Annotated in this window: 9 protein-coding genes and 1 CRISPR repeat array (1 of these 10 only partly in view); of the genes, 3 read left to right on the top strand and 6 right to left on the bottom strand. The window is 64.8% G+C overall.

Features of this window, described 5'->3' with window-relative positions; translation table 11 throughout:
* A CRISPR array of direct repeats spans positions 1-7,342; the repeat unit is 28 nt; unit sequence TTTCTGAGCTGCCTGCGCGGCAGCGAAC; it reaches 1,148 nt to the left of the window's first position.
* 128 nt (positions 7,343-7,470) lie between these two features.
* Genes cas6f through csy1 form a run of 4 tightly spaced genes read right to left on the bottom strand, consistent with a single transcriptional unit; the run spans position 7,471 to position 11,440 of the window.
* A complete protein-coding gene (cas6f, locus tag PCA_RS15275; protein WP_181303470.1) occupies positions 7,471-8,037 on the bottom strand; it encodes a type I-F CRISPR-associated endoribonuclease Cas6/Csy4 in 567 nt (188 codons plus the stop codon).
* Positions 8,038-8,041: 4 nt separating this feature from the next.
* The gene (gene csy3 / locus PCA_RS15270) at positions 8,042-9,067 is read right to left on the bottom strand and encodes a type I-F CRISPR-associated protein Csy3 (RefSeq protein WP_181303469.1); all 1,026 of its coding nucleotides are present in this window, start codon (positions 9,065-9,067) and stop codon (positions 8,042-8,044) included.
* A 19-nt stretch (positions 9,068-9,086) separates the two neighbouring features.
* A complete protein-coding gene (csy2, locus tag PCA_RS15265; RefSeq protein WP_343204476.1) occupies positions 9,087-10,031 on the bottom strand; it encodes a type I-F CRISPR-associated protein Csy2 in 945 nt (314 codons plus the stop codon).
* Between the two features lie 26 nt (positions 10,032-10,057).
* A complete protein-coding gene (gene csy1 / locus PCA_RS15260) occupies positions 10,058-11,440 on the bottom strand; it encodes a type I-F CRISPR-associated protein Csy1 (RefSeq protein WP_181303467.1) in 1,383 nt (460 codons plus the stop codon).
* A 418-nt stretch (positions 11,441-11,858) separates the two neighbouring features.
* Here csy1 and PCA_RS15255 point away from each other — a divergent pair, with 418 nt between their 5' ends.
* Together PCA_RS15255 and PCA_RS15250 are read left to right on the top strand one after the other, a co-directional pair.
* A complete protein-coding gene (locus tag PCA_RS15255; protein ID WP_181303466.1) occupies positions 11,859-12,128 on the top strand; it encodes a plasmid stabilization protein in 270 nt (89 codons plus the stop codon).
* Positions 12,125-12,541: a type II toxin-antitoxin system VapC family toxin gene (locus PCA_RS15250; RefSeq protein WP_181303465.1), complete on the top strand. Its 417-nt coding sequence runs from the start codon at positions 12,125-12,127 to the stop codon at positions 12,539-12,541. Before PCA_RS15255 ends, PCA_RS15250 begins: the two co-directional genes overlap by 4 nt.
* 6 nt (positions 12,542-12,547) lie before the next feature.
* Here the strand turns inward: PCA_RS15250 and cas3f are convergent, their stop codons facing one another.
* Both cas3f and cas1f read right to left on the bottom strand, forming a co-directional pair.
* On the bottom strand, positions 12,548-15,976 hold the full coding sequence (gene cas3f, locus PCA_RS15245) for a type I-F CRISPR-associated helicase Cas3f (RefSeq protein WP_181303464.1): 3,429 nt from the start codon (positions 15,974-15,976) through the stop codon (positions 12,548-12,550).
* Positions 15,973-16,968 carry a type I-F CRISPR-associated endonuclease Cas1f gene (cas1f, locus tag PCA_RS15240; RefSeq protein ID WP_181303463.1) on the bottom strand — a complete coding sequence of 332 codons (996 nt, stop codon included), beginning with the start codon at positions 16,966-16,968 and terminating at the stop codon, positions 15,973-15,975. Before cas1f ends, cas3f begins: the two co-directional genes overlap by 4 nt.
* Before the next feature lie 367 nt (positions 16,969-17,335).
* Between cas1f and PCA_RS15235 the strand changes: the two genes are divergently transcribed.
* Positions 17,336-19,564, top strand: a complete 2,229-nt coding sequence (locus PCA_RS15235; RefSeq protein WP_181303462.1) for an NADP-dependent isocitrate dehydrogenase — start codon at positions 17,336-17,338, stop codon at positions 19,562-19,564.
* Positions 19,565-19,913 lie beyond the last annotated feature (349 nt).

The raw sequence follows: 19,913 nt of genomic DNA, 5'->3' as shown, positions 1-19,913 counted from the left end.
CTGCCTGCGCGGCAGCGAACAACTGCGGTAGCAGGGTCGCTGATCGGAGACGTTTCTGAGCTGCCTGCGCGGCAGCGAACGAAGCGCAGCGCATCAAGCGCATGCGTACATCTTTCTGAGCTGCCTGCGCGGCAGCGAACACGTGCCAGTGCGTGCGGCCAGCATGTGTTGTTTTCTGAGCTGCCTGCGCGGCAGCGAACAGTTGTTGCACGGCTTTGGCGGCATCCTTCATTCTCTGAGCTGCCTGCGCGGCAGCGAACCTGGACGCGCCGTGTCCGCCGCAACGCTGACTTTTCTGAGCTGCCTGCGCGGCAGCGAACGAGGGCCGACCAGCGATCAGGCACTGGACGATTTTCTGAGCTGCCTGCGCGGCAGCGAACGGTGACACCCAGCAGCGCGCCGAGGTTGTCGATTTCTGAGCTGCCTGCGCGGCAGCGAACATGCCGCCCGAAGACCTGAACTTCGGCGAGTTTTTCTGAGCTGCCTGCGCGGCAGCGAACTGCTTTCAGGACGAGTGGGCAGCCGAAGCATATTTCTGAGCTGCCTGCGCGGCAGCGAACAAGGATCGACTGATTGGCCGGTTGCATTTTATTTTCTGAGCTGCCTGCGCGGCAGCGAACGCGGCCCAAGCCACTGCACCACGCTCTTTCGTTTTCTGAGCTGCCTGCGCGGCAGCGAACACATGCTGGAGGCGGCGCGCTGCCCGGAATGCTTTCTGAGCTGCCTGCGCGGCAGCGAACATCTTGTGGCAGCTCCCGCAACTGGTCGCGACTTTCTGAGCTGCCTGCGCGGCAGCGAACGGCCTGTTCGGTGGTTGCCGATGGTTCGTTGATTTCTGAGCTGCCTGCGCGGCAGCGAACGTTTGCGCGGATGTTCATGGAGCCTCCATTGTTTTCTGAGCTGCCTGCGCGGCAGCGAACGGCCTTGCCGTTGCCGAAGTCGATCTCCTTGTTTTCTGAGCTGCCTGCGCGGCAGCGAACGGTGGGTGTGCTGGTCGCTGTGGGCTCTGCATTTTCTGAGCTGCCTGCGCGGCAGCGAACTGCAGGAATATTCGACATATCGACATCTGAATTTTCTGAGCTGCCTGCGCGGCAGCGAACCCCTCCACCTGCTGGAAACCCGGCACGCTGGATTTCTGAGCTGCCTGCGCGGCAGCGAACGTGCCGCTGCGCATGCCGCCCATCTCCTGAATTTTCTGAGCTGCCTGCGCGGCAGCGAACAACATCGCGTCCGGGTCGCTGATGAGCGTTGCTTTCTGAGCTGCCTGCGCGGCAGCGAACTGCTGGGCAAGGCGTATCCGCCGGATCGTGTATTTCTGAGCTGCCTGCGCGGCAGCGAACGGCCAGGGCGGCAAAAATAATTGTTGACATTATTTCTGAGCTGCCTGCGCGGCAGCGAACGGTTACACCGCCAGTGGCGAGATGGTCACGCTTTTCTGAGCTGCCTGCGCGGCAGCGAACTTACCGGGGACGCATATCTGCGCACCCCCACTTTTCTGAGCTGCCTGCGCGGCAGCGAACCCGAATAGGCCCTTAAGCAATTCTACGGGTTGTTTCTGAGCTGCCTGCGCGGCAGCGAACCTTGTCCTGCACTGACGGCGGCAGCTGCCTGTTTTCTGAGCTGCCTGCGCGGCAGCGAACCCGTAGAAAGGCGTCGCCCCACTGATCCGGCGTTTCTGAGCTGCCTGCGCGGCAGCGAACACGCAATGGCGCGCGCGCCTGGCGACAGCGAATTTCTGAGCTGCCTGCGCGGCAGCGAACCCACTCCTGCCTACATTTGGCAGATCGCGACATTTCTGAGCTGCCTGCGCGGCAGCGAACCGATCAGGGGATCAATGCAGATCCCGTGAAGTTTTCTGAGCTGCCTGCGCGGCAGCGAACAACAACGGGGACACCGGTCGCCGCATGATCGTTTTCTGAGCTGCCTGCGCGGCAGCGAACGCCCAGCAGCTCAACTCCTGGGGCATCCCCACTTTCTGAGCTGCCTGCGCGGCAGCGAACGCAACACGCACACGACCAAGCCTCGGCTCAAATTTCTGAGCTGCCTGCGCGGCAGCGAACGACAGTTGCGGAGGGCTGGTCGATGTCGGGAATTTCTGAGCTGCCTGCGCGGCAGCGAACACGCCTCGCGCGACCGATGCCGCCGCGCAGACTTTCTGAGCTGCCTGCGCGGCAGCGAACATCAAACCGCGTAAGCGTAGGGGCAGCGCTGTTTTCTGAGCTGCCTGCGCGGCAGCGAACCGCCTGCGAGTTAATGGCTAAGGGTCGGGAGCTTTCTGAGCTGCCTGCGCGGCAGCGAACTCGCCATCGTGCCCATCGACGCCGATGTCTACTTTCTGAGCTGCCTGCGCGGCAGCGAACCCCATGCTCAATCTTGGCGCGCACGATAATGTTTTCTGAGCTGCCTGCGCGGCAGCGAACCTGTCCCGAGTGCGGCTGCTTTGACTGTCTGATTTCTGAGCTGCCTGCGCGGCAGCGAACGTTTACTCCGGTGGAGCCTTCGCCGCTGTACCTTTCTGAGCTGCCTGCGCGGCAGCGAACCCGTATCCCCTGCCGCCGTGCCAGGCGCAGCATTTCTGAGCTGCCTGCGCGGCAGCGAACGCCGCAATACACTGCTGCCACGCAGAACTGTATTTCTGAGCTGCCTGCGCGGCAGCGAACAGCCTCGCTTGCCCTGAGCTTACCCAGGACCATTTCTGAGCTGCCTGCGCGGCAGCGAACGTCAAGGCGATGCGCTACGCGAACGCCAGGTCTTTCTGAGCTGCCTGCGCGGCAGCGAACGTTCAGCTTTACCATTCACATATTCCGGATCATTTCTGAGCTGCCTGCGCGGCAGCGAACGGGGCGTTGTCGGCGGGAGTTTGCGATTGGCATTTCTGAGCTGCCTGCGCGGCAGCGAACCGTCGCCCTTCGGGTCGTAGCCGATCCACACCTTTCTGAGCTGCCTGCGCGGCAGCGAACCATGGCCGCCCAGGACATCCCGCACCCAAACGTTTCTGAGCTGCCTGCGCGGCAGCGAACGTGGATGCGCCCTCGCGTTGACGGTATTCCTTTTTCTGAGCTGCCTGCGCGGCAGCGAACTCCCATCCGCGTGATTCGGCAAACAGCTCAAATTTCTGAGCTGCCTGCGCGGCAGCGAACTCCTTTTTGGACGTCTAAACGTCTAAATGTCATTTCTGAGCTGCCTGCGCGGCAGCGAACCTGTCGGACAATGGGCTCTTAAGGCGCTACTCTTTCTGAGCTGCCTGCGCGGCAGCGAACTCGCCGCCCCGTGAAATTCAAAGCCCCGCTCAGTTTCTGAGCTGCCTGCGCGGCAGCGAACGAGAAGAAGTTTCGGCAGATGAGCTGCTCGATTTTCTGAGCTGCCTGCGCGGCAGCGAACGAGCGAACATGGCAATCGGCGCAGCCGTCACTTTTCTGAGCTGCCTGCGCGGCAGCGAACCTGTACGACGGCAGCGGCATGGCCAGCGGCGTTTTCTGAGCTGCCTGCGCGGCAGCGAACGCTGCCGGGCCGCAAGATGAAGCGCGGCGACTTTTCTGAGCTGCCTGCGCGGCAGCGAACAATGGCACGACCGTGCACCCGGTTGCCCTGGCTTTCTGAGCTGCCTGCGCGGCAGCGAACGTAGTCACTCGATACGAGTGGGGCCGCTGCATTTTCTGAGCTGCCTGCGCGGCAGCGAACGCTCCAAGATTCTGAAGGCGTCGATTATCATCTTTCTGAGCTGCCTGCGCGGCAGCGAACCCCGCCCGGCGCCGCCGTAGGCGGCTGATCCGTTTCTGAGCTGCCTGCGCGGCAGCGAACGGCTGATCAGCGGCGCGAGGGGCGCGGGGCATTTTCTGAGCTGCCTGCGCGGCAGCGAACTGGCTCAATGGCGACCTTCATCGTCACCAGTCTTTCTGAGCTGCCTGCGCGGCAGCGAACTCGAATGGCGGTGGTCCGAAGGGCACTGATCCTTTCTGAGCTGCCTGCGCGGCAGCGAACGGCGAGGATGCCGACGTCGCCACCTTCCCGCTTTTCTGAGCTGCCTGCGCGGCAGCGAACCGGCGGATTGGTCGTGTCGCGAAAGAGAATCGTTTCTGAGCTGCCTGCGCGGCAGCGAACGTCAGAAGCCTGGCGATGTGGGGTCGTCAAATTTTCTGAGCTGCCTGCGCGGCAGCGAACATCGTTCAGCTTCTTCTGTCGCGCCATCAGGCTTTCTGAGCTGCCTGCGCGGCAGCGAACCTTGCCCCCAGTCAGTACGCTGATCACGCCATTTTCTGAGCTGCCTGCGCGGCAGCGAACTGTGCGCGGTCTTGATGTTCGTCGCGCCATGATTTCTGAGCTGCCTGCGCGGCAGCGAACTCAGACCGATGACGACGAAACCGACGACTCCGTTTCTGAGCTGCCTGCGCGGCAGCGAACAGTAATGGCGTGCGTGCTCGCTACGTGTGGGTTTTCTGAGCTGCCTGCGCGGCAGCGAACCGCTTTCCTCATTTCGCCCCGCCGGGATGGCTTTTCTGAGCTGCCTGCGCGGCAGCGAACCACGGGGTTCGCCGGGCGCTTGTGTTTCGTCTTTTCTGAGCTGCCTGCGCGGCAGCGAACGTACCCGCCAACCACCTTGCGAATGTCCGCATTTTCTGAGCTGCCTGCGCGGCAGCGAACCCGCCCTGAGAGCCATCCAGAGATCGTCGATATTTCTGAGCTGCCTGCGCGGCAGCGAACGCGGCAACGTTTCAGGGTCCACACCGTAACGTTTTCTGAGCTGCCTGCGCGGCAGCGAACCGACCTCGTTCAAGTGGGCTGGCGGCACGACCTTTCTGAGCTGCCTGCGCGGCAGCGAACACCACGCCGGCGCTGCTGCAGGCGATCAAGCTTTTCTGAGCTGCCTGCGCGGCAGCGAACTCGATCACGCTGCAGCTTAAGCTTCTCGTTCTTTTCTGAGCTGCCTGCGCGGCAGCGAACATCATCGCGGTGCAGAAATACCAGGCAGCGTTTTTCTGAGCTGCCTGCGCGGCAGCGAACCGTGGCGACCAGACCTCGGCTGGTGCTTGCGGTTTCTGAGCTGCCTGCGCGGCAGCGAACACGATCAAAGAAATTCGGGAATGCTGCCCTATTTTCTGAGCTGCCTGCGCGGCAGCGAACAGGCCAACGCGGACAAGCTGGCCGCACTGTATTTTCTGAGCTGCCTGCGCGGCAGCGAACGCCAGAATTGGAACCTTTGCCGTTGTGCAAGATTTCTGAGCTGCCTGCGCGGCAGCGAACGACCTGGGCAGCGCCGGCACCGTGGTGGTGAATTTCTGAGCTGCCTGCGCGGCAGCGAACCCAACGTGCGACACGAAGCCATGAGAGTTGAATTTCTGAGCTGCCTGCGCGGCAGCGAACGTGTTTCGGGCAGTTCGGCTCGGGGTTCGCAGTTTCTGAGCTGCCTGCGCGGCAGCGAACCTGCTGGCGCAGAAGACGAAGGACGACTACGATTTCTGAGCTGCCTGCGCGGCAGCGAACAATCGATGACCGGCAACGCGGCCGGCACACTGTTTCTGAGCTGCCTGCGCGGCAGCGAACCACGTGCATCTGGTAGCTGGCGAGCCCGTCGCTTTCTGAGCTGCCTGCGCGGCAGCGAACGCTCCGATGTCGATAACGACCTGCTTCTGCCATTTCTGAGCTGCCTGCGCGGCAGCGAACAAGCAGCTGGTGTTCGAGGCGCCTTACGTGAATTTCTGAGCTGCCTGCGCGGCAGCGAACAATGGATGGGCATTGCAGGAGACCCCGGCGATTTTCTGAGCTGCCTGCGCGGCAGCGAACGCCGCGTAGTCGCTGCGGCGCAGTGCATCGTTTTTCTGAGCTGCCTGCGCGGCAGCGAACTGCACTCGGGTGCGGCCTTCGCTCTTGCTGCTTTTCTGAGCTGCCTGCGCGGCAGCGAACGCGATCGAGGAAAGCCGTGGCAGCGTCGAGCATTTCTGAGCTGCCTGCGCGGCAGCGAACGATGGAGAGTGAGCACGACAGACCGAATCGTTTTTCTGAGCTGCCTGCGCGGCAGCGAACTGGACCAGCAGACAGCCGCGCTGCGTAAGCAGTTTCTGAGCTGCCTGCGCGGCAGCGAACACTACGCCGCCGAACCCTCCGGTCACTGATCCTTTCTGAGCTGCCTGCGCGGCAGCGAACATGCCTGCTGACTGGGTGCAGCGGATCACGAATTTCTGAGCTGCCTGCGCGGCAGCGAACGCGGACTTCGATTCGAAAGCTGTCGCCTGTATTTTCTGAGCTGCCTGCGCGGCAGCGAACGCGTTGCCGTGCTGCGGACCGGCTGTGGTCTTTTTCTGAGCTGCCTGCGCGGCAGCGAACCTGAAGGATGAGCTTGCCGGCACGCTGACGCATTTCTGAGCTGCCTGCGCGGCAGCGAACAGTGATCGAAAGGCATACGCCGTCGCCCAGCAGTTTCTGAGCTGCCTGCGCGGCAGCGAACCTCTCGGCGCTTGTCGGCGTGGGCGTCGGACTTTTCTGAGCTGCCTGCGCGGCAGCGAACCGAGCCGACAGCGAAAGTGCGCACGTGCATCTTTTCTGAGCTGCCTGCGCGGCAGCGAACGGCGATCGCCGCTGGCGAGGTGAGGGCGATCATTTCTGAGCTGCCTGCGCGGCAGCGAACGTGCCGCAACGTCCCCAGTCCGTCCCGATCCATTTCTGAGCTGCCTGCGCGGCAGCGAACGCTCAAAGAGCAATATCACGGCCGCCACCAATTTTCTGAGCTGCCTGCGCGGCAGCGAACTTGCACAAAGCACTTCATCACCCGAGCATACGTTTCTGAGCTGCCTGCGCGGCAGCGAACCACTATGGCATCAAGATGTGGAAGTGGCTTAATTTCTGAGCTGCCTGCGCGGCAGCGAACTCCTGTTTAGCCGTCCAAACGGATTTTCGTTTTTTCTGAGCTGCCTGCGCGGCAGCGAACCCCGGCAACCGACCGACCGCGATGCCGCGCCATTTCTGAGCTGCCTGCGCGGCAGCGAACAACGGGATATCGTCGTCCACGAAGCCGTTGCTTTTCTGAGCTGCCTGCGCGGCAGCGAACGTCCTGAAGGCTCACCGCTGGGTATCCGCCAATTTCTGAGCTGCCTGCGCGGCAGCGAACTGTCACGTCAAGCAGTGAGCAAGTGGCGACACTTTCTGAGCTGCCTGCGCGGCAGCGAACAAGCAGCTGGTGTTCGAGGCGCCTTACGTGAATTTCTGAGCTGCCTGCGCGGCAGCGAACGAATACTTCGAGGACTTCGTAGACTGGTCGAATTTCTGAGCTGCCTGCGCGGCAGCGAACCCAGTACGCGCGCAGAGGAATGGGGGCGAACGTTTCTGAGCTGCCTGCGCGGCAGCGAACTACATGTCTGCACGACCAAGTACTTGGTCGCCCACGGATTGTTGCAAAAAAAGCCAGCGCTCCCAATTGGGAGGCTGGCTTCCAGGTGATTGATATCTATGGTCTGGTGAGTGTCGTTGGGAAAAGGGTCAGAACCAGGGGATGGTGGCCGCTCCCCCGAGTCCATGGCTGTTGAAGCTGCCCGGTGTGGCTTTGGCCTGCAGTGGGCCCATGGCTATGAACAGGCAGAACGGCTGCCTGGTGCTTCGGCTGTGCATGTGGACATAGGGCAGGTCGGGGCGACGTTCCACGCTGGATGGAATGGCGGACCGGGCTTGCTCTGCGGTTTCGTCCTTGCGGCGCATGCGCCGGCGCCGCAGGCGTTCGGCGTTGGTCTTGAATTGCTTGCGCTGCACCGCGCGATGCGGGGCATCGGCCGGTGCCGCGGCAACGTCGCTGATGCGGACGTGGTCGCGCATACCTTTCAGCCAGTCGGTGGCGAGCAGTTGCTTCAGTGTGGCCTCGCTGCCATGCAGGCGCAGGGTGGGGCCGATTGCCCGCGGGCTGAGGCTGTAGCCTGGGAAGCTGACACCGATGCTGTCGTGCCCTTGCTGTACCAGCGCGAGGTGCAGGCGGTCGTACAGGGCGCCCAGCAGTTGCACGGGCCCGGATTCCGGATCCGGGACGACCCGGATGTCGATGTAGTGCGTGGTCATGGCGTCAGTTCGCGTCGCCGAAGACGCCGCCCCGGATCAACGTGGCGATGACGAAGTGTTGATGCTCCGGCTCGGGAGCCTTGTCCTTGAGGATCCAATTGTCGAGCAGGTTGTAGAAGTCGGTCTTTTCCTTGGGCTGGCGATAGGCCTTGCCCTGGGTGGTGACCGAGCCGTAGGGCTCCACGGCGATGGGCCCATTGCCGGCAGCTTCGGGGTACCAGGTGTCGATGGTGCGCAGGGCGTTGCCGATTTTCTGCGAGTGGATGGCGGCGATGCCTTCGACGGCGTACAGCGTCTTGCTCTTGTCGCCGCGGCCACGGTCGAGGATCAGCTCTTGCGAGGGGAACACCTCCTGCCCGGCGCCGATGCGCACGAACGCGGTGACTTGCAGCAGTACGTGGGCGTTGCCTGCAAGGCCACCGGCCACCAGCGCGGACAATTCGGAATGTGCCCGGGCTTCGCTGGCGGGGGCGGCGAGCGTTTGCAGCGAGTGGGAGAGTGCGTCGAATGTCCAGCTGGCCTTGGGCCGGCCATCTTCGATGTGGGCCACGATCACTTCCACCTGCTCTGCACCGATGCGGTTGCGCCACAGGAAACGGCCATTGGCGAGATTGGCAGCGTAGCGACGGCCCAGCTCGGCAAAGCCGTGTTGCTGTACGTAGCTGCCCACGGTGGTCAGCAGTTTCTGCCGGTACGCTGCATCGTTGCAGGCGGAAGGCTGGCCGGTGCCGGCGAGTACGCGCAGGGTGAACTGCACCTTCAGCGTGTCCGCATCCGCGGGCAGGGTGGCCACATCCACGGTCTGCAGGTTGGGGTTCTCGATGGCGGCGTCGAGTTTGGCCGGATCCTGGTCCTTGGTCTTGAGTCGGTTGGAGATGGTTCCGCGCACGGATTTTTCGCGCAGCGTGACAGGCGCCCAGGCTTGCGCGTCGTCGCGTGTGCTCCAAGTGCCGGCGGAAAGCAACGCGTCGGAGGGATCGAGCTTGCGCTCGAAGGCGAGCACGGAAGCGGTCTTGAGTTCGTTGGCCATGATGGAATTCCTTGTCGTGTCAGAGAGTGGTGCCGGCGTGAACGTCGGCGGCGCGGTAGTCGTTGCGGCAGCGGTACAGCCCCTCGTCGGAACGGCTGTCGGCGTACCAAAGCAGGTCCTTCGGCGAGTGCAGGCGGTGCGGACCGATCCATTCGCCCATGGAGTACAGGCTCTCCACGAAGCGGAATGGCGTGGTGGCATCGCGTGCATTGGCGACGCTTCCGGCGGCATGCAGATTGCCGAGGGCGCCGTAGCCGACGGGGATGGGTACGACCCAGCCGGAGCCTTTCGTGCGGTCGTTCTGCCAGGCGCCCTTGCCGCCTTCGGCTGCAGCGTCGTGGCGCCAGTTGATGCGCGAGAGCGAGAGCCACGCATCAAGCCGGGTGGCTGCCGGCGTGGCCGTTTGCAGCTCCTGCAGGCGCTGATCGATCAGGTCATCGCGTGCCACCAGGGCGGAGCCGGGCAGGAGTCGGGCGCGCAGTTTGCGGAAGTCGTCGTGTGCGTCGTCGGTGAAGTCCGCAATCCATGGTCGGCGTCGCGACCCCTGCGGCAGGGCGGGCGGAAGCAGCGTGCCGCCCGCAATGCGCATGCCCTGCAGCAATCCGGTGATGGTTTGCAGGTCGCGCTGCTGGGCGTCCTCGTTCCAGTTCTCGGTGTACACCGCCAGCAACAAGCTCAGTTCGAGATGGATGCGACCTTCCTCGACGATGGCGGCGGTACCGCCATCCTTGCCGACGGGGTTGCGGGTGAGCCGGAAGCTTTTGACGAAGCCGCCCTCGGTGGTCTGTTCCTCGTGGTCATGGCAGACAACACCCACGGCGTTGAAAGCCAGCTCCAGGCCGGCCTCGCGGGTCTTGCGTTCCAATGCCCACATCAGGCCGAGAAACGCGGTGATGGACGGAAACCCGTGGGTCAGCGGGCTGGAGACCGCATTGGCGTTGTGCACCTTGAGGTGCGGCAGCACCAGCAGGTGGGTGAACTCGGGGCAGTTCATGCGGCACCTGCCTTGGCGTGACGCTGCTGTGGGAGAGGCCATGCGACCTCGATGATGGCCTGGTGGGCGAAATGGCGCATTTCCGCCTCGCCCAACGCGACCAGCGTGTCGCTGCGCTTGCGTAGTTGGTTGTTGAGCCAGAGACCGAAGCGGGTGGCTACCTCATCGGCCCAGTCGCCGCGCGCGTAGGCCTCGTTGAAGGCGCGGTCATCTTCGCGCCAGTGCGGATGCCCGGGATCGTTGCGTTCCGGCAATTCCGTGCGATCGGGATCGAGCCAGAGCTGTTCGCACAGGGGCAGCCGACAGGTTTCATCGCGCGTCCAGCCTGCCGCGCAGTTCCCGCGGATCGCCACACCATACATGGCCAGTTCCTGGCCTATGGCTCGTTCGATGGTCTCGCGATGGTTGCGGGTTTCCAGGGTGGGATCGGGGTTCTTCTTCAGGAAGGAGGTGAGCGCATGCAGCAAGTCGCGCACTCCGCCGAATCGGCTGAACCCGCCATGCTTTTCGTCGAGCACCGAGTCGAGCTTGAGCAGGCTCGTGCCACGGTTTTGCTTCCATGCCGGTGGCGGCAGCGAGGCCAGCAGATAGTTCACGCCGCCGCGTTCGCTGTTCAATTGCGAAATGTTCTGCGGCTTGGTGCCGCCCAACTTGCGGGCGACGAGGTGGCGATAGTCGCGGTAGGGGCTGTCGCTCGGCTTGTCGTCACGCTTGGCTTGCCGTGCTTCCTTGTTGGCCTCGCCAAAGCGTGCGTCCTGGATGTCGGCGTGCACGGCATGGACCAGCGAACTGGCGAACATCGGTTGCAGCAGGTGGTATTGCGCGTCGTCCTGCGGATCTTCGCCGGTCAACCAGTAAAGCTGCTTGGCCATGGGATGGCTGGCTGGTTGGGCTTCCTCGCGCACCAGCGAGGCGAATGCCAGCATCCATTCCTTGGCTTGATCAGTGTCGTCGGATAGCGCGGTCTGCAAATCGGCGTCGCCGGCCTGCATCCAGTCGAGCAGGCGCTTGCCGTCGACTTCGAGCTTGAGCAGCTTGAACACATCCAGTGCTGCGGCATTGCCGACCACGTCCTCGGCGTAAGCGTCGCCCAGCAGATGGCTGCCGATTTCGACGTGTTGCGGCAGGCTGGACGGGGCGACGTGCAGGCTGCTGCCGCGTGCGTCCGGGTGCGTGGCCTTGAGCACGTGGGTCACGGCCTGGATCTGACCCACCCGGCGTACCGCATCGGCCAGCCAGGTGGCGTAGTCGTATTTCGATGCCGTGCCGGCATCGTCCTCCTTGCCTTTCAGCTTGGCTTCGCGCCGGCCGTCGATGAAGCCGGCGATGGAGGCGCGGAAGAGGCCGGCACGTGATGCCGGACCCGTTTTCTCGTTCATGGGAATCCCTTCATGCACCCTGAGCGGGTGTGCCTGTAGAATCCCGCGGCAGCTAGCTACCGCGGGTGTCGGGCGAGTCGTTACAAGACTCTCCTTTTGAAGTGTCGATAGAGCACTTCTTGCATCCTCTTACACGTCTGACCTTTCGTGTGTAGGCCCGGGCTTCCAACCGGCTGGCTGTTTGTCGGGGCACCGCGTCAACGGTGCCCCGACTTTTGAATGCTAACGTAAGCAGAAAGCGTCAACAACCATTGCCTGATTAGTTTTCCCATTGCTTGATTAGTTTGTTCTACCGAATAGGTAGCTTAGAAAATTGCGTGATCTGTTTCGCCATTCGCTCGCTGCCGCATAGGCAGCTGCACCAGCTCCGGAAGTGACTACAATGCAATCATTGCAGTCACTGCCGGAGAGCCTGCCCATGGCCACCATGACCATCCGTAATCTGGACGACGACCTGAAGACGCTGCTGCGGTTGCGGGCGGCGCGGCATGGGCAGTCGATGGAAGAGGAGGCGCGCAGCATCCTGCGAGCCGCCTTGGCCGGCCGGGTCGAGGACGATTCCGGCGCAGCGCTGTATGCGGCCATCCGCGCACGGGTGGAGCCGCTCGGTGGCGTGGAGCTGGAGCTGCCGGCCCGTGACCCGCAACGCGATCCCCCGGATTTCGACGAGCCGGATGCGGGCAAGTGATCGTGCTGGACACCAACGTGTTGTCGGAGTTGATCCGGCCACGGCCCGAGCCCAGGGTGGTGGAGTGGTTGTCCGGGCAGGCGCGCTCGATGCTGTTCACCACCGCCGTCAGCCGGGGCGAGATGTTGTACGGCGTGTTGGCGTTGCCGGAGGGCCGCCGCAAGCAGCAGTTGCAGGAGCAGGTATCGGCCATATTTGTTGCCGACATGGCGGGGCGCGTATTGCCGTACGACGGTGACGCCGCCGACGCCCACGCGGAACTCGCGGCAATGCGTCGCCTGCAGGGGCGGCCGGTCGGACAATCCGACGCGATGATTGCCGGCATCGTGCGTTCGCGAGGCGCCTCGCTGGCCACGCGCAACATGCGGGATTTCGAAGGCTGCGGCTTTACGCTGATCGATCCTTGGCATTGAATCCCCTCAGGGTTTCTTGACGTATCCCAGCCACGGATGGCCCAGCCAGCCCTGGCCGCTTTCCGGCACCTCGACCGTGGTGAATTTTTCCGCCGCGCGTTCGAGCGACTGGTCCAGGGCTTCGGCCTGTTCGCGCACCAGCGTCGGCAGGTCGAATTCGCCCCAGCGACTGACGTTCGGCGCGACGTCCAGCGAAAACGGAGGGAGCAACTCCCCTGCCGGAACGTACAGCTTCTGGCCGCGCCTGCCGTCGCGCAGCTCTTCGACGCGATGCGGCAACAGCGTCTCTTCGTCCGGGTCCTCGCCGGGAAGCCAGGCGAGCGTGGTCGTTCTCATGGTGTCTTCGCGGAACGGCTGCTGCTGCGGCAGCACGCCGATGAGCGCCGCCTGCGGGTATCGCCAGCATGCGGGGGCTTCAAGCGACGGTTTCTGTCCGCCGCCGCGGCGCGGCGATGCTGCCGCCGGCGCAGGCGGCTTCGGCAGCAGCCCGTCGCGCAGGCGGGCGTGTTCCAGGTCCACCCAGCGGTGGCGCGGTTCGAGCGGCTCACGCGGCTGGATGCGCGGGATGGCGGTGAGGTGTCGATACTCGGCCTCGGCAAGCAGCCGGGTCAGGCTGTGGCTGGTCAGCAGGAAGCGCTCGTCCTGCGTGGCCTTCTCGAAGCCGGGGCGCGTGAATGCCGCCTCGTGTCCGTTGCCGCACTTCATGCCTTTGAGGTTGGTGTCGAACACCAGCATGTTGGGTGCCGGCGGCGGCTTGCGGCGATGACGCTGCACACGGCCCGCGAGCTGGATCAGCGAGCGCATCGAGGAAGGTTCGGCGAGGGCCCAGTCGGCGTCCCAGTCGCGCCCCACCTCGCATACCGGCGATGCAAGGACCACGAACAAGTGGTTGTCCTCGGCATTCCCGGCATCGAGCGCCTTGCGGACTTCGGGCTGCCGCCATGCCGCCGCTGGGTCGCGTCGGTTGAACGTGGCGTCCAGCATTGCCTCGATGGCCGAACGCTGCACCAAGGGAAAGCGGGCGTGGTACACGCACAGGTGCATCCGTGTGTTGGCTGGCATGTCGCCTGCACACAGTGCGCGGGCCACCTCGAAGATCGGGCCGATGTTGGCCATGCGCACCAGGCCGAAGCTGGCGCGCCTGCCGGTTGCGGGATCCGTTTCGGCGTGTGCATCGTGCAGGCGCAGGCAGGCTTCCCGCACTCGATGGCCGAACTCGATGTGGATGCGCGCGTCGGGCTGTTTTCCGTCGATCGCCAGCGGCAGCAACTCGGCGATGCGCAGCGGCTCCTGTGCCCGCAGTTTGCCCACGCGGCGCTCGACGAAGCGCGCGTGGGCGGCGGAGAAGCTGTCGTCGCTGGCGCAGCTTTGCACCTGTGCGCCGAATTCATCGGTCCACAGGCAAGGCATGTCGACCGGAGCATCCGCGCTGGGTCGTATCAGCCCGCGGTTGCGGCGGTAATGCCGGCGGCCGGCGCAGTACGCCATGAACATGCCTTGCACCAGCGCCGGCGGCAGCGTGGCCGAGGACAGCACCACGCGGCTGCCCAGCATGCCGGCCCAATGCGTCAGCCGGGTCAGTGCGGGCAAGTCGTCCAGGTCGTAATCGTCCAGTTCGTCCAGTACCAGGTCGCTGCTCATCAGTCGCAGCATCGGCGCGATCTGCCGGCCGGCGCGCAGCGACTCGGTGGCCGGCGCGAGATGATCGACGGTGCACACCAGCATCGGCGCGGAAAGCAGCTTGCGGATCTCGGGATTGGCGAGCGCGCGCGAGAGCAGCGGGTGGTCGGCCACGTTGCCCTCGTAGAGCACGTGGCTGTCTTCCTCGATCAATGCCTGTACGGAGGCCGAGCCGTTGGCTTCGGCCCTGGCCTCGTAATGCTCGAACAGGGCGCGGCTGGCCGAGCCGCCCACCAGGACGGCCAGCTCGTCGTCGCTCAGGTGCAGGTCGTGGCGGTAGCTCCGTCCGGTTTGCAGGGTGAGCGTGCGCAGGCCCAGCGCATAGCTCGCACGCAACCCCAGTTGCGGCTCGGCCAGGGCGTACAGGATGCGTGCGTTGGCCAGTGTCTTGCCGCAACCGGTGGATGCCATGTTGACGATGAAGGCGCCGTGTTCGCGCGCCGCTTCACGCATTCCGGTCGCTGCATCGAAGGCCTTGTCCTGCCACGCAAAACGCGGATCGGAACTGCGCTTGCGCAGGCCGCGATGGTGGGTGAGGCGGGGCAGGTGGCGCTCGAAGTGGGGCAGCGCGTGGGCGACCAGGCTGGCGGTGTGGCCGACCCCGAGCAGGTGCTCCAGCAGCGACTGGTTCGGCACGGGTTGGCCGCTGGCGTTTCTCGCGGTGTTGGCAAACAGCGCCTGGTCGGGCTGCACGAAGCGTTGGCGCTCGACGGCGGGCTTGCCGTTGCCCTCCACGCCCAGGCTGGAGTAGTGGTGGTCGGCCAGCATCAGGGCGAGGCGCGCCAGATGCATGACGTAGGGATTGTCCAGCCAATCCGTGTCGTGGCGGCTTCCGAGTTCGAGCAGTGCCTTGGCTGCGCGCCGGGCCTGGGCCTGCCATGCCGGGGATGCCACCGGCAACTCGCCGGCAAGCTGCCAGTACGGCATGGCCTGGGCCGGCGTGGAGCGCTGGTCGATTTCGTTCCAGTCATGGGCGACGCCAGCCAGTGGCGTGTCCAGCCATGCGATCTGAAACCCGGCCGCGCGCTTGCCCAGCCACGCCTGGCTGCCGTCGTCGTTCCTGCGTGGTACCAGCGGCAGCCGGTGATGCGTGACGATCAGCCAGCCGATCGCGGCGGCCAGTGGCGCCCGCTGCGTGAGGTCGAGGAAGGGATGACGATCGATGCCTTCATCCACGCCGTCGCGCAAATAGCGGCCGGGCGCGATCCAGCCCGCCTCGTTGCCGTCATCGTCCCCGGCCATGCGCGTCAGCCAGCCGGCATCGTCGTCCTCGCCCACGAAGGCCAGGAACAGGCGCAGCGAAACCCACTCGTGGCGGTAGCGGTTGCGACCGTCGAGGCGGCCTTGCAGGCGCTGCTGGAACGCCACGCTGGCTTTGCCAAGGTCGTGCAGCAGCGCGGCCAGTTGCGCCAGCAGGCGGATGGCCTCGGCGTTGTGCCAGTCGTTCTCGTCGCCCTTGCGCAGCACGTCCCCGGTCGTGGTGTTGGTCGGCACCGCGCCCTCGGCATTGAAGCGGCGCGCATCGCCGACTATCCACATGAGTTCGCTGTGGTCGGCTCCGCGTATCCAGTGGCAGGCCACGGCGGTGTTCTTGCGCGCGGTTTTGCGCAGCAGCTTGCGCAAGGTGTCCAGCCCGGCCTGGGTGATCGGGGTCTGCCAGGTGCGGTCGCCGCGGCGTTCGGCGAACTGGTCGAGAATGCGCCGGGTTTCGGTGAGTGCCCGCTTGTCGCATTGGCTGACCAGCAGCACGTTCACGCGTTTTCCCCTCGTGGAGGAGCGGCAAGCGCAGCCGTTTCGAGCGCCACGGTCTTGAGCGTGTCGATCATGAAGTCCAGCGATTCGCTGCGGGTCAGCGCTTCGACGCAGTTCTGGCGGAAGCCTTGTTCCTCGTCGCCGCGCATCGCCGAGAGAAAGGCCTGCAGCAGGATGGTGGCGTCCTTCACCAGATCGGCCGTGTCGAACACCAGGCCGCCGCGGCGGGTCTTGCCGTGCAGCACGGCAAGACCATGAGGCAGGCCAAGCACCCACGTGGCAGTGGCGCCAAGGCCGTAGGCCAGATAATTGCCGTGGTCGAGAAAGCGGTTGGCCGGGTCGCTGCCGCTGCCGCGCTTGGCGCGGGTGAACTCGCCGTAGCCCACCGCATCCACGGCCAGCTTGAACAACGCCTTGGTCAGCCGGGCTTCTTCGGTGAGGAGACTGGTGCCGTCCTGCGCGAGATCGATCTGGCGGCGGGTACGTTCCAGCAATTCGCCAAGCCGTGCACCGTCGGCCATAAAACCGGCATCGCGCAAGGCCCGGCTCTGCCACGCTGCATGGATGCGCTGCGCGCGGGCATGCTGGAAAGCTTTGGCGGCAGCGAGGCGAAGATCGTCGTCGAACCAGAACCTCGTCCAGGCCTGCATGTATTCCGTGGGACGGTACTCGCTTTGCGGCGAAAACCACGCCACCTCGAAATCGACCTCGTTGGCGCTGAACAGCGGAGTGCCCCCGCCACCGCAGAAGCCCACCAGTACGCCGGCCTTGGCCAGCTCGCGCATGGCGGCCTGGGTGATCGAGGTACCCGTGCCGAGCAACACCGTGGTGGTGTTGGCAATGGGGATGTTCCAGTACAGCGATTGCCTGCCCGCGTCGGTGACGTATTCGACCCGGCCACCGTTGACCAGAACCCGGCAGTGCTGCAGGTAATAGATGTTGGCGCGTTTGGAATGAAGTATCGACTTGAGGTCGGTCGGGCCGATCTCGTCCATATCGAATCCCCCCGGATGTCCTGGTCTCCCGGCCTGCAAACAGACTGCACGGCCGAGATCCCACAGTGTGAGATTACCTGCAAGCGCCGCGGCGTGCCCGGCGGCGGATTGCCGCGTACTGGGCCGCCGGGATATCAGCGCCTGCGGTGGAGATGCGACATGGGGAATTCGCATATGAACATGAGGCTTGCAGGCTGCCGGATACCGGCGAGAGTCGCTGGGCCGCGCCCGTGCAGTGTCCGGCTGCAGACCCCACCGATACGCCCCGACGCGGGCAGCGCTTTGCCGCCCGCGCGCGAAACCGCGACAATGGCGCGTTTGTCGCGTGCCATCCCCATCGCCGCCAGAGAAGAGAGTCCCGCCGACCATGTCCGATACGCCGAAGATCATCTACACCCTCACCGACGAGGCGCCGTTCCTCGCCACGGCTTCGCTGCTGCCCATCGTGAAGGCGTTCACCGCCACCGCGGGCATCGCGGTCGAGACGCGCGACATCTCGCTGGCCGGCCGCATCCTGGCGCAGTTTCCGGATCGTCTGAAGGACGGGCAGAAGGTCGGCGACCACCTGGCCGAGCTGGGGCGCCTCGCCACCATGCCGGACGCGAACATCATCAAGCTGCCGAACATCAGCGCCTCGGTGCCGCAGCTGAAGGCGGCGATCAAGGAACTGCAGGCGCACGGTTTCGCGCTGCCGGATTATCCGGACGAGCCGAAGAACGATGCCGAGAAGGACGCCCGCGCCCGCTACGACAAGGTGAAGGGCAGCGCGGTGAACCCGGTGCTGCGCGAAGGCAACTCCGACCGCCGCGCGCCGCTCTCGGTGAAGAACTACGCGCGCAAGCATCCGCACAAGATGGGCGCGTGGAGCAAGGATTCGCAGACCCACGTGGCGCACATGGACGACGGCGACTTCTACGGCAGCGAGCAGTCCGCCGTGGTCGCCGCGCCCACCACGGTGAAGATCGAGTGGTTCGGCAAGGACGGCAGCAGCAAGCTGCTGAAGGACAAGCTGGCGCTGAAGGCGGGCGAGATCGTCGACGCCTCGGTGATGAGCCGCAAGGCGCTGGCCGCCTTCGTCGATGCGCAGATCGCGGACGCCAAGGCGAAGGGCGTGCTGTTCTCGCTGCACCTCAAGGCCACCATGATGAAGGTGTCCGACCCGATCATGTTCGGCGTGGCGGTGGGCGAGTTCTACAAGGACGTGCTGACGAAGCACGCCGATGCGCTGAAGCAGGCGGGCTTCAACCCGAACAACGGCATCGGCGACCTGTATGCGCGCCTCGACGGCCTGCCGGCCGCGACGCAGGCGGCGATCAAGGCCGACATCGCCGCCGAATACGCGCAGCGCCCGGCGCTGGCGATGGTGAACTCCGACAAGGGCATCACCAACCTGCACGTGCCCAGCGACGTGATCGTCGACGCCTCGATGCCGGCGATGATCCGCGACTCCGGCAAGATGTGGAACGCCGAAGGCAAGCTGCAGGACACCAAGGCGGTGATCCCCGACCGCTGCTACGCGGGCGTCTACCAGGCGGTGATCGAGGACTGCAAGGCGCACGGCGCCTACGATCCGACCACCATGGGCAGCGTGCCCAACGTGGGCCTGATGGCGCAGGCCGCCGAGGAATACGGCTCGCACGACAAGACCTTCCAGATCGCCGCCGACGGCACGGTCAAGGTCACCGACGAATCCGGCAAGGTGCTGCTGCAGCACGAGGTGGAGGCCGGCGACATCTGGCGCGCCTGCCAGGCCAAGGACGCGCCGGTGCAGGACTGGGTGAAGCTCGCGGTGAGCCGCGCGCGCCTGTCCAACACCCCGGCGGTGTTCTGGCTCGATCCCGTCCGCGCGCACGACCGCGAGCTGATCGCCAAGGTGGAGCGCTACCTCAAGGACCACGACACGACCGGCCTGGACATCCGCATCCTCGATCCGGTGGCGGCCACGAAGTTCTCGCTGGAACGCATCCGCAAGGGCCAGGACACCATCTCGGTCACCGGCAACGTGCTGCGCGACTACCTCACCGACCTGTTCCCGATCATGGAGCTGGGCACCAGCGCCAAGATGCTTTCCATCGTGCCGCTGATGGCCGGCGGCGGCCTGTTCGAAACCGGCGCCGGCGGCTCCGCGCCCAAGCACGTGCAGCAGTTCCTGGAAGAGGACTACCTGCGCTGGGATTCGCTGGGCGAGTACCTCGCGCTGGCCGCCTCGCTGGAACACCTCGCCGAGCACTACGGCAACAAGCGCGCCGCCGTGCTGGCGAAGACGCTGGACCAGGCCAACGGCAAGATCCTCGACAACAACAAGTCGCCCGCCCGTAAGGTCGGCGAACTCGACAACCGCGGCAGCCACTACTACCTCGCCCTGTACTGGTCGCAGGCGCTGGCCGCGCAGGACGAGGACGCCGAACTCAAGGCGAAGTTCGCCCCGCTGGCCCAGGCGCTGGCCGCGGACGAGGCGACCATCGTCGCCGAGTTGAACGGCGCGCAGGGCAAGCCCGTCGACATCAAGGGCTACTACCAGCCCGACCTGGAACTGGTGGGCAAGGCCATGCGGCCCAGCGCCACGTTCAATGCGGTGCTGGCGGGGTTGCAATAAGGCAGGGCGTCAATCGTTGACGTGATGCGGAACGGGGCGCCTTGGCGCTCCGTTCTGTTTCGCAGGGTGCGTATTCCCAAGGCTAGTTGCGCTCAGGATGGTCTGCTTTTGCTCATCATCCCAGCGAAGGCCGGGATCCAGTGCCTGCAAGCCACGGAACACAACGGCACTCGATGACCGGCTTCGCTGTTGTGAAGAGCCTGCCTTCGCAAAAATGACGAGCAGGCAGTCGATTGATCGGCCCCTCCCCAACTGGCAACACGAGCATTGACGATCGATTCGCGTCATGCCTTCGCTTCGGCGCAGGCCGCGTCGTCGATCGGGCATGTCCATTCAAACGCCATTGCCT

The organism is Rhodanobacter sp. PCA2, from assembly GCF_013620825.1.
Lineage (GTDB): Bacteria > Pseudomonadota > Gammaproteobacteria > Xanthomonadales > Rhodanobacteraceae > Rhodanobacter_A.
Note: the sequence above shows the minus strand (reverse complement) of the source record. Positions and strands in the feature narration are given on the sequence as shown.